We start from the raw sequence: 10,148 nt of genomic DNA, 5'->3' as shown, positions 1-10,148 counted from the left end.
TCCGTCTGGGGATTGGGGTAGTTCGACCTGTGGCTGATTTGTGCAACAAAGCCCAACAAGCCCCAAGCCCCCCGCGGGAAAGACCCGGGCAAGCGGCACTCGCCTCAAACCTCCCAATATTCCTTTACCCGGCCTTGCGAGCCCGGATTGAGCTGCTCGCGCAGGCTGCGCAGTTTTTCCGGCTCGCCGCGCACGCGGAACCAGCTGCCCTCTTCCTCGGCGCGCTCTTCCAGCACCTGGCAGTGACCGTAGATTTCACCACGCAGCTGCTGCGCCGACCATGGCAGCAGCAGCTCGTCTTCCACCAAATCCTGCTGGAAGAAAGACACGATGGCCGCGCGCAGGCTGGTCACATCCTCCGGGCGACGCGCGCTCATCACCACGCAACCCGGGTAGCGCTCCCGCAACTCTGCGGCCCATGCTGCTTGCTCGGCCTCGTTGCCAACATGATCAATTTTGTTGAACACGCGAATGCGCGGCACTTCGTCGGCGCCGATTTCCCGCAGCACCTCGTCCGTCACTTCCAGCTGACGCTGGAAACCAGGGTCGCTGGCATCGATCACATGCAGCAGGAGCGTTGCGTCCAGCGCTTCTTCCAGCGTGGACTTGAAAGAGGCCACCAGACCGTGCAGCAGGTTCTTGATGAAGCCAACCGTGTCGCTCACCAGCACGCGCGGCACGCTTTCCGGGTACAGCGCGCGCACAGTAGTGTCCAGTGTGGCAAACAGCTTGTTGGCCACCAGCACCTCGCTGCCGGTTAACGCCCGCATCAGCGTGGACTTGCCGGCATTGGTATAACCCACCAGCGACACACCGCCCAGCCCTTGTCCCTGACGTTCAACGCGGCGCGCGCGCTGGGTTTTGCGCTCCAGCTCCATGGCGATGATTTCGCGTTGCAGTTCGGCAATGCGATCACGCACTTTGCGACGGTCCAGCTCGGTATGCGACTCGCCCGCGCCGCGCCCCCCCATGCCGCTGCGTTGCCTGCCCTGCGGGCCGGCCAGCTTGGCCGCTTCGCGCAAGCGCGGGGCCATATAGCTGAGGCGGGCGATTTCCACCTGCGCGCGCGCTGCGCGAGAGCGGGCGTTGCGATGGAAAATCTCCAGAATGACCATCGTGCGATCCATCACCTGACAACCCACTGCCAGCTCCAGATTGCGCGCCTGCGATGGCGATATTTCATGGTCCACCAGCAATACGTCAAACTCGACAGTACCGGAGTCCGGTTCTTGCTGCTCTTCATCCAGTTCGTCATTGCGGATGCCGCGATTGACGAACATGCTGATTTCTTCCAGCTTGCCCACGCCCAGATAGGCCGTGCGATCAAAGCTGTTGCGCTTTTGAACAAAGGTCTGCAGCACTTGAAAACCCAGCGTCTTGGCCAATTCGCTCAGTTCGGCGAGCGAGGCCTCGAACTCAACGTCGCTGACCTCCGGCAACTGGACCGAGGCCACAAGGGCGTAGCGGGGCTTCTCTTTGACTTCTGATGGCATGTGCGGCTTGCTTTATTTGGTAGTGAGCCCCGATTTTACTCACAAATGGCACGGTCCGCCGACCGGATGCGCGACCAGCCGCCATGGCCCGGCCCGCCGCCGCGCGAATCACAGGCCCAGCCCTTGACCGCATGGCGGTCGCAGCCGATACTCCTGCGGCCCAAGGCCGCCAGGCTTTCACTCTCACACCCGTCGCCATTCATGCCATTCACATCTTTGGGCTTGCAAGCCGCACTGACCCAGGCCGCCCACAATCAGGACTACACGGCCCCCACCGCCATTCAGAGCGCTGCCATTCCCGCCATTTTGCAGGGACGCGATGTACTGGCCACAGCCCAAACCGGCTCCGGCAAGACAGCGGCCTTCTGCCTACCGCTGCTGCAGCAATGGCTGAACAGTCGCCAGGGCTCGCCACGCCAGGTTCAGTCGCTGATTCTGTTGCCCACGCGGGAGCTAGCGGTTCAGGTCGGCCACCTCCTGCGCGACCTCTCCCTGTCCCTGCCGCGTCGCCTGAAGGTGGCCGTAGTCTTTGGCGGCGTATCCATCAACCCGCAAATGATGGCTCTGCGCGGCGGTGCCGATATCGTCGTTGCCACGCCCGGCCGCCTGCTGGACCTGATCGCCCACAATGCCCTGACGCTGTCTTCCGTCAGCACTCTGGTACTGGACGAAGCCGACCGCCTGTTGGATCTGGGCTTTGCGGATGAACTGGGCAGCCTGCTGGCCATGCTGCCGCCCTATCGGCAAAATCTGCTGTTTTCCGCCACCTTCCCGTCCGCTGTTCGCCAGTTGGCGGAGCAACTGCTGAGCCAGCCGCTGCGCATCGACATTGCGCAAACCGCCGACACCGCGCCGGACATTAACCAACGCGCCATTGAAGTAGATGCCGCCCGGCGCACCATGCTGCTGCGCCACCTGCTCCAGAGCCATGGCTGGGACCGGGTGCTGGTGTTCGTGGCCAGCCGGCACACTGCAGACCGCGTCACCGGCAAGCTGCAAAGCGCCGGCATCAGCGCCGCCGCCCTGCATGGCGACTGCAGCCAGGGACAACGAGGCCAGGTTGTCGCGGATATCAAATCCGGACGCTTGCAGGTGCTGGTGGCTACCGACGTGGCGGCCCGGGGCATCGACATTCCCCGCCTGCCGGTGGTAGTCAACTACGACCTGCCGCGCTCGCCGGTGGACTACATTCATCGCATCGGCCGCACTGGCCGCGCCGGCGCCAGCGGCGAAGCCATCAGCTTCATCAGCGCCGACTGCGCCGCCCATTTCAAGCTGATCGAAAAGCGCCAGCAGCTGCAACTGCCGCGCGAACAGATTGCCGGTTTCGAGCCGACCGACACCGCAAACCCGGCCCAGGCAGGGCTGGCTGTGGACCACACCGGCAACGGCGGCATCAAGGGCAAACGCAAGAGCAAGAAAGACAAGTTGCGTGAAGCCGCCGCGCAACAGCAGACTGAGGACCAGCCGGACGCGCCATGACTGTCGGATTCGCACCGATAGCGCCACCCCGCGTTGCGATCGTCCTGGCTACCGGGATGACAGGTTCAGGCAAGAGGCGACATACCGCCACCCTTGCATGATTAAGGCAGAAGGCCTGTTGAATTGAGCAGGCCGTCTGCGTTTTCTGCACGCGGCGACAGGGAGGCACGCAAGCGGTCCAGCTGCGCAGTGGCAGAGAAACTCCGGGGCAGATCGCCTTGCGACAGTTGTCCGCCTTGTCGGCGGCAGGGCACAGCTCGCTACCGATGACCTTCGTGATACAGCCGCCAATGGACTAGCTCAGCAAAGCTGGGCCGACAAGCATCAAGGCAAGAAGAAGGTTGGCCGAAGCCGTGCAAGAATGGCATTCCACCCCTCGCTCGGCCGTCAGCAACAAGGAGGCCGGCGCTCACGCACTCGGCGATGCCATCTCGTCAAACAGCCGCCCCCGCTCCAGCAACCAGCGCCACACCGCCTCGGCAACAGGAGTGCGCGCCGCGCCTTTGGGTTTCATCAGCCAGAGGGTATCGCCAACCTCCGTCGGCACCTGGCTCAAATGCGCCAGGCTACCGGCCTCGATCGCGCCGGCAACCAGTGAAGCCGACAGCCTGGCAATGCCCAGCCCTCGTTCCGCCGCCGCCATCAACAGCGCAGCGTCTTCGAAGGTGGCTCCCCTGCGCAGCGGCAAACCCTGTTGCCTGAGCGCTGGCAACCATGGCGCCCAATCCGGCCTCCGCTCGTCATGTAGCAAGGCGGCGGCGGACAGACATTGCGGAAACGCCATCCGGGACAGTCGCGCATGCAACGTCGGGCTGCACACCGCCAGCTCACGGTCCTGCAAAAGTGGCGAGACCGAGACATCGTCATGCCGGATGGGCCGGGACGATACGATGAGGTCCACATCGATGCGATCGAATTCCCTCAGTTCACTGCCTGTTACCACCCACACCTCAATATCCGGAAACGCCGCGTGCAGGCCCGGCAACCACTGCATGAGCGCGCCCGCCGCAAAATCCCGCCCGCACCAGATCAGGACGGAATTCATATTGCGATACGGCTCAATACGGTCTCGCCCCTCGCTGATCAGCCGCAGGGTATCTCTTGCCGTTTGCAGAAACACCTCTCCCGCTCCGGTAAGCGCCACGCCGCGACCAATGCGCCGAAACAGCGGCTGTCGCACCCAATCTTCCAGCAACTGGATCTGATGACTGACAGCCGATTGCGTCAAGGCCAGCTCTTCAGCGGCGCGAGAAAAATTGCCGTGTCGCGCTGCGGCCTCAAAGGCCAGCAAGCTCTGCATGGGGGGAAGTCGCTTGTGCATGGTATTAAATTTTTCGATTGCTTGAGTCAATTTTATCGCTTTTCAGCGTTGTGAGGATTACCAAATACTAGGCGCGTCTTATTCAACGACGCTGCAATGTAAGGGAGACTGCAATTGGAAAATCAGCAAATTAAAGGCGATGGCGCGCTGAAGCGCACATCGCTTCTGGGCCACACCCCGGAGAACACCTTTGCCGGCGCGCTATCGTTCGCTCGCCGCAATTACTCTACAGATATTCAAAACGCTGATGTTATCGTCAGCGGCATCCCTCTGGACCTAGCCACCACTTATCGCCCCGGCGCCCGCCTCGGCCCCGCCGCCATCCGAGCGGCCTCGGTGCAAGTGGCGGAAGAAGCCGGCTACCCTTGGGGCTTCAATCCCTTTGACGACCTAGCGGTCATCGACGCGGGCGACTGCTGGCTGGACGTGCACCAGCCCGCCACACTGCACGCCGGCATCGTGGCCCATGCGCGGCGCTTGTTGGCGGCGGGCGGACGTATGCTGACGCTGGGCGGCGACCATTATGTGACCTATCCCTTGCTGCAAGCGCATGTGGAAAAAACCGGACAAGCCCTGGCGCTGATTCACTTTGACGCGCACTGCGACACTTGGCCGGATGATGAGGCAGGCTCGCTCAATCACGGCACCATGTTCTACAAGGCCATCAAGTACGGTCTGATCGACCCGGCGCATTCCGTCCAGGTGGGCATCCGCACCTGGAACGAAGACTTCATGGGGGTGAACGTGCTCGATGCGCGCTGGGTGCATCAACATGGTCCGGCGGCTGTCATCGCCGCCATTCAGCGGATTGTGGGCGACCGCCCTGCCTATCTGACCTTTGACATCGACTGTCTTGATCCCGCTTTTGCGCCCGGCACCGGCACCCCGGTCTGCGGCGGACTCAGCACGGCGCAGGCGCTGGAGATACTGCGCGGCCTGGGCGGGCTGGATATTGTGGGCATGGATGTGGTGGAAGTATCGGCCCCATACGACCAGGCCGGCATCACTGCGCTGGCGGCGGCGCACATCGCCTTCGACATGCTCTGTCTGTGGCGGCAGCGCAAACTGGCCGTCACCGGCTGTCCCGCGCCCATCGGCTTGCACGATACACACGCGGAGGCTGCGCAATGACCAAGCCCCTTTCCCTGCTGACGCTGGGCCTTGTCGCCATGGCGGTTGCCAACACCAGCCGCGCCGAACCGGCTGGGCTCAATCTGTACAACTGGTCCGATTTCATTGCCAAAGCCACCGTGCCCCGCTTTGAAAAAGAGAGCGGCATCAAGGTGAAATACGATGTTTTTGACGGCGATGAAACCCTGCAGGCCAAGCTGCTGACCGGCAAGGCCGGCTACGATGTGGTGGTGCCCAGCGCCAGCTTCGCCGGCAAGCAGATTGAAGCCGGCGTGTATCAGCCGCTGGACAAAAGCAAGCTGCCCAATCTGGGCAATCTTGATCCGCGCCTGATGAAATTTCTGGCGGAAGCGGACAAAAACAATCGCTACACCGTGCCCTGGGCCTGGGGCACCACCGGCCTTGCCTACAATCTGACCATGGTGCAAAAACGGCTGGGCAAAGACGCGCCGCTGGACCACTGGGACACACTATTCCGACCCGACCTGCTGGCCCGCCTGAAAGATTGCGGCGTCTCCATGCTGGATTCGCCGCAGGATGGCTTTGCCGCTGCGTTGATTCATCTGGGCAAGGACCCCAACAGCCGGAATCCCACCGACTACCAGCAAGCTTTCGAGCTGCTGCGCAAAATCCGGCCATACATTACCCAGTTCAACAGCAACGGTTATATCAATGACCTGGCCAATGGCGACATCTGTTTTGCGCTGGCGTGGTCCGGCGACGTGAGCATGGCCGCGCGCAGGGCGCGCGAAGCGCATCGCGGCTATGAGTTGAAATACTACATTCCGAAAGAAGGCAGCCTGCTGTCCTTCCAAGTAATGGCCATCCCCAAGGATGCGCCGCATCCGGAAGCCGCCCTGCGCTGGATCAATTACATCCTCAAGCCCGAGGTGCAGGCCGAAATCACCAACGAAGTGTTCTACCCCAACGCCAACCTGCCCGGCCGGGCCTTGGTCAGCGCCGACATCCGCAACGACCAGGCGGTTTTCCCGCCCGACAGCGTCATGGCCACGCTGAAAATGGAAAAGGTGATTCCCGCCGACATCCAGCGCCTGCAAACCCGGCTCTGGACGCAGTTCAAGACTGGTCGGTAACTTGCCCGCCCCGGGCGCCGTCATTGACTGCGCCCGGGGCAAGCCGCTACGCCGCCAGGGTTATCACTCCTGTGCGGCGGGCAGGCTGCCGGTGACGATTTGCCAAGCCATCACCCAATCGCCCATGAAACTGTACAAGGGGTAACGAAAAGTGGCCGGGCGATTATGCTCGAACACGAAATGCCCCACCCAGGCAAAGGCATAGCCCTGCGCCAGCGCCGCCGCGATCAGCCACCAAGCGCCCTGCCACAGCGCAAACAGCGCCAGGGCGAGACTGAGCAAGGTCCCGGCAAGGTGCAGGCTTCGGCAAACCGGGTGCCGGTGTTGCGACAGATAAAAGGGATAAAACTCGGCAAAACTTGCATAAGGCTGCATCCGACACCCCTCCACGGGGGCGCGCCCCGTTCTGATCTCATAGTCCTGATCTCTTACCGTTTCATACACTGCACGCTGCAGTGCCCGCGCCAGAGTGCGCGGCCTCAGCCATCCACCGGTTGCAAGGGCGTATCCAGCAGCAATTGATAAAAGGCCAGATCCAGCCAGCGACCAAACTTGAAGCCGACTTCCGGCAAGGTACCCACGTGGCGAAATCCCAGGCGTTCATGCAGCGCGATGCTGCCGGCGTTGCTGGCGTCTATACCGCCCATCATCGCGTGCACGTTCTGCGCGCGAGCGGCGGAAATCAGTTCTCGCATCAGCGTGAGGCCCAGCCCCTGCCCGCGACAGTCATTGCGCACATACACCGAGTGCTCCACCGTGTACTTGTAAGCCGGCCAGGCGCGGAAAGCGCCGTAGCTCCCAAAACCCAGCAACTGGCCGCTGGAGTCCTCCACACCCATCACTGGAAAACCGCCCTTCCGTTTGGCCTCAAACCAGCCCGTCATGCTGTCGAGCGGACGCGGCTGGTAATCGTAAAGCGCGGTGGACGTCAGAATGGCGTCATTGAAAATGGCCAGAATGGCCTCGGCATGCCGCTCATGGGTGCAGGCCACAATGCGCTGTCCATTCATCAATTTCTCCTTGTTGCAGGCACGGTAGTCAGCGCCAGCAGATATCGCGCCGCCACTGCGCCCGGATTGTGAAAAACGATGCGCTGCCCCAGCACCATGGCCAGGCAATCGCCGGCGTGCAGTCGCCAGCATTCGCCATCCAGGTCGATTACCATCTCGCCTTCCATCAGCCACAGTTGCTGGTGCGTGGTCATGCTGCGCAGCGGGTTGTCGAACGTCACGCTCTGGCCGGCTGGAAAGCTTACTTCCGCCAATTCCAGCGGAGAGGGAAATGCGCCGGGGGAAAGATGCCGGCGCGAGTAACCGGACGCCGGGTCGCGCCATACTGCCTGCAGGCTGGCAGGGTTGAGCGGCGAGGCCGGCGCGTCGTCCGGCTCTTCGGCAAACAGTGAGGCCAGCGGCACGCCCAGCGCGTCGGCCAGCTTATTGAGCACAGCCGCAGTGGGGCTGGTTTCCTCCCGCTCTATCAGGGAGATCATGGAGCGGCTGACGCCGCTCAGCTGGGCAAGGCCGTCCAGCGACAAGCCCTGCCGCTTGCGCAGCTCGCGCACCCGGCGCGCCAGAAGAGTATCGATTTGCATTTTTCCACCATACTGGATTTTTAATTCCAAAAAACAGGAAATCAATACCAATCAGGCTCTTCATATACCCGGCCCCACGACCAAGCCCATGCAGTAAGCCCTTGCAGGCAGCCGGGTCAGGCCTCCGCCAGCGCGGCTTGCCGGCGCGGCCGCACCGTCCACAGGCTGGCCGCCACCATCAGCAGTCCACCCACCCAGCTGGCAACCGACAGCGATTCGCCCAGCCACAGCACGGCAAACAAAGCGCCGAATACCGGCTCGCTGCCGGTCAGCAAGGCCACGCGGGTGGCGCTGCTGTGCCGCAGGGCGTAGTTCATGGCAAAAAAGGCGAAGATAGTGCAAAACACCACCAGATACAGGGTATTGCCCCAAAACGCCGGATTGGCCGGCAGCGGCGGCAAACCGCCCTGCAGCTGTGCCAGCAACAGACAGCCCACGCAGATCACCAAGCCTTGCAAGCCGGTCATCGCCAGCGTGGCCACCGGCTTGCCGGCAGTGAGTTTGCGCGTCATGCATACCATCAGGGCCCGCAGCACGGCTGCCAGCAGCATCAGGCCATCGCCCAGATTCAGCTGCAATGATGCGCCGCCACTAAGCAACCAAGCGCCAGACAGAGACACCCCGGCCATCAGTACCGCTTCGCCGCTGGGCCTGAGCCGCAACAACCACCATTCGGCAAACGGCGTCAGCACCAGGCACAGGCTGATGAGGAAAGCAGCATTGGCGGCGCTGGTATGCGCCACGCCGTAGGTTTCGCAGAGAAAAATCGCCAGCAGACCCAAGCCCAGCGGCAAGCAAGCGCCAAGCGTGGCGCGGCGCACCGCCGCTTCGCGCAGCGCGCGCAAGGCGGGCAGCAACAGGATGAAACTGAGACCGAAGCGCAAGGCCAGCATGCCCAGCACCGGGTAAAACGCCAACGCGAGCTTGGCCATGCCGTAGCTGCTGCCCCACACCATGGCAACCAGCAGCAACAACAGATCAGGCAAGTATGGGAAACGCTGATGCAGGCGAGAGTAAGTCATGCGGGGCTTTCAGAAAATCGACAATAAGCTCATTATCATTACCTTTTCCAGGCATGATAATCCCGCCAAACGGAACAGGAATTTTGCTGCATGGGAACAAATAAGCTGATTGCCCTGTTGCCCGACATGGCCGTATTCGCGCTGGTGGCCGAACGGGGCAGCTTCTCCGCCGCCGCCAGACAACTGGGCATGACGCCCTCGGCACTCAGCCGGCAAGTGGCGCGGCTGGAAGCCGCGCTGGGCGCCAAACTACTGGAGCGCAGCACGCGCCGGCTGCGGCTTAGCGAAGCCGGCCGCGCCATGCTGGAACACTGCCGCAGCATGCTCAGCGCCGCCGACGAAGCCGTGCAACAGGCGCAACAACGCCATGACGAGCCGCGCGGCAAGCTGCGCATCAGTATGCCCAAAGCGTTTGGCCGCTTTGTCATCGCGCCGCTGATGCCGGATTTTCTGGCCAGCCATCCGCAGGTGGAACTGGAGCTGTTCATCAGCGATCGCGACGTGGACCCGCTGGCCGACGGGCTGGACCTGACCATTCGCATCACCGATACGCCGCCGCCCGGTCTGGCCGGCCGTCCCCTGACGCCGGTGCGCCAATTGCTGTGCGCCACGCCGCGCTATCTGGCGGAGCACGGCGAGCCCGCTCACCCGCGCGAATTGACACAACATCAATGCCTCTACCTGGCCGAGCATGAAGGCGACAAGCGCTGGCAACTGCAACGCGGCGGCGAAAGCGTCACCGTCAACGTCAATGGCCGCTATGCCGTCAACCACAGCGAGTTGCGGTTGGAAGGCGTGCTGGCGCACTTCGGCATTGCGCCGCTGCCGCAATGCACCGCCCAGGCCGCACTGGACGCAGGCAAGATTCGCACCGTGCTGGATGACTGGCGCTTTACCACCGCCTATCAGGGCATGGCCTGGCTGCTCTATCCTCCCAACCGCTACCTCTCGCTCAAAGTGCGCGCGCTGATCGATTATCTGGCCGCGCGACTGCAAGCGCCCGCCGCCTGACCG

10 protein-coding genes are annotated in these 10,148 nt (G+C 62.7%); 4 read left to right on the top strand and 6 right to left on the bottom strand.

What is annotated here, in order from left to right:
* Nucleotides 1–104: 104 nt before the first annotated feature.
* On the bottom strand, nucleotides 105–1,493 hold the full coding sequence (gene hflX / locus Q0P52_RS18180) for a GTPase HflX (RefSeq protein ID WP_293765880.1): 1,389 nt from the start codon (nucleotides 1,491–1,493) through the stop codon (nucleotides 105–107).
* Nucleotides 1,494–1,694: 201 nt separating this feature from the next.
* Here hflX and Q0P52_RS18175 point away from each other — a divergent pair, with 201 nt between their 5' ends.
* Complete coding sequence (locus Q0P52_RS18175; RefSeq protein ID WP_293765879.1) at nucleotides 1,695–2,975, top strand: DEAD/DEAH box helicase; 1,281 nt, start codon at nucleotides 1,695–1,697, stop codon at nucleotides 2,973–2,975.
* Nucleotides 2,976–3,384: 409 nt separating this feature from the next.
* Here Q0P52_RS18175 and Q0P52_RS18170 read toward each other — a convergent pair whose 3' ends face one another.
* Nucleotides 3,385–4,296 (bottom strand): LysR substrate-binding domain-containing protein, encoded by a 912-nt coding sequence (locus tag Q0P52_RS18170; protein WP_293765878.1) that lies wholly within the window; start codon nucleotides 4,294–4,296, stop codon nucleotides 3,385–3,387.
* A 114-nt stretch (nucleotides 4,297–4,410) separates the two neighbouring features.
* Between Q0P52_RS18170 and speB the strand changes: the two genes are divergently transcribed.
* Entirely contained in the window at nucleotides 4,411–5,427 is a 1,017-nt protein-coding gene (gene speB, locus Q0P52_RS18165) for an agmatinase (protein WP_293765877.1), read from the top strand.
* Entirely contained in the window at nucleotides 5,424–6,521 is a 1,098-nt protein-coding gene (locus Q0P52_RS18160) for a polyamine ABC transporter substrate-binding protein (protein WP_293765876.1), read from the top strand. Before speB ends, Q0P52_RS18160 begins: the two co-directional genes overlap by 4 nt.
* Nucleotides 6,522–6,584: 63 nt before the next feature.
* Here the strand turns inward: Q0P52_RS18160 and Q0P52_RS18155 are convergent, their stop codons facing one another.
* The 4 genes from Q0P52_RS18155 to Q0P52_RS18140 form a co-directional block, all read right to left on the bottom strand.
* Nucleotides 6,585–6,896: a DUF962 domain-containing protein gene (locus Q0P52_RS18155; RefSeq protein ID WP_293765875.1), complete on the bottom strand. Its 312-nt coding sequence runs from the start codon at nucleotides 6,894–6,896 to the stop codon at nucleotides 6,585–6,587.
* Between the two features lie 104 nt (nucleotides 6,897–7,000).
* Nucleotides 7,001–7,531, bottom strand: a complete 531-nt coding sequence (locus Q0P52_RS18150) for a GNAT family N-acetyltransferase (RefSeq protein WP_293765874.1) — start codon at nucleotides 7,529–7,531, stop codon at nucleotides 7,001–7,003.
* Complete coding sequence (locus Q0P52_RS18145; protein ID WP_293765873.1) at nucleotides 7,531–8,112, bottom strand: helix-turn-helix domain-containing protein; 582 nt, start codon at nucleotides 8,110–8,112, stop codon at nucleotides 7,531–7,533. The genes Q0P52_RS18150 and Q0P52_RS18145 overlap by 1 nt, the downstream gene beginning before the upstream one ends.
* A 116-nt stretch (nucleotides 8,113–8,228) precedes the next feature.
* Nucleotides 8,229–9,134, bottom strand: coding sequence for a DMT family transporter (locus tag Q0P52_RS18140; protein WP_293765872.1), 906 nt, complete (start codon nucleotides 9,132–9,134; stop codon nucleotides 8,229–8,231).
* Between the two features lie 90 nt (nucleotides 9,135–9,224).
* Here Q0P52_RS18140 and Q0P52_RS18135 point away from each other — a divergent pair, with 90 nt between their 5' ends.
* The gene (locus Q0P52_RS18135; protein WP_293765871.1) at nucleotides 9,225–10,145 is read left to right on the top strand and encodes a LysR family transcriptional regulator; all 921 of its coding nucleotides are present in this window, start codon (nucleotides 9,225–9,227) and stop codon (nucleotides 10,143–10,145) included.
* Nucleotides 10,146–10,148 lie beyond the last annotated feature (3 nt).

Origin of the sequence: uncultured Aquitalea sp. (assembly GCF_945957525.1) — a bacterium.
Taxonomy (GTDB): Bacteria; Pseudomonadota; Gammaproteobacteria; order Burkholderiales; family Chromobacteriaceae; genus Aquitalea.
Note: the sequence above shows the minus strand (reverse complement) of the source record. Positions and strands in the feature narration are given on the sequence as shown.

What these genes read in the sequence shown, in the direction of transcription:
- hflX (WP_293765880.1), bottom strand. Translation starts at nt 1,493, where the DNA reads ATGCCATCAGAAGTCAAAGAGAAGCCCCGCTACGCCCTTGTGGCCTCG.
- Q0P52_RS18175 (WP_293765879.1), top strand. Translation starts at nt 1,695, where the DNA reads ATGCCATTCACATCTTTGGGCTTGCAAGCCGCACTGACCCAGGCCGCC.
- Q0P52_RS18170 (WP_293765878.1), bottom strand. Translation starts at nt 4,296, where the DNA reads ATGCACAAGCGACTTCCCCCCATGCAGAGCTTGCTGGCCTTTGAGGCC.
- Q0P52_RS18160 (WP_293765876.1), top strand. Translation starts at nt 5,424, where the DNA reads ATGACCAAGCCCCTTTCCCTGCTGACGCTGGGCCTTGTCGCCATGGCG.
- Q0P52_RS18155 (WP_293765875.1), bottom strand. Translation starts at nt 6,896, where the DNA reads ATGCAGCCTTATGCAAGTTTTGCCGAGTTTTATCCCTTTTATCTGTCG.
- Q0P52_RS18150 (WP_293765874.1), bottom strand. Translation starts at nt 7,531, where the DNA reads ATGAATGGACAGCGCATTGTGGCCTGCACCCATGAGCGGCATGCCGAG.
- Q0P52_RS18145 (WP_293765873.1), bottom strand. Translation starts at nt 8,112, where the DNA reads ATGCAAATCGATACTCTTCTGGCGCGCCGGGTGCGCGAGCTGCGCAAG.
- Q0P52_RS18140 (WP_293765872.1), bottom strand. Translation starts at nt 9,134, where the DNA reads ATGACTTACTCTCGCCTGCATCAGCGTTTCCCATACTTGCCTGATCTG.
- Q0P52_RS18135 (WP_293765871.1), top strand. Translation starts at nt 9,225, where the DNA reads ATGGGAACAAATAAGCTGATTGCCCTGTTGCCCGACATGGCCGTATTC.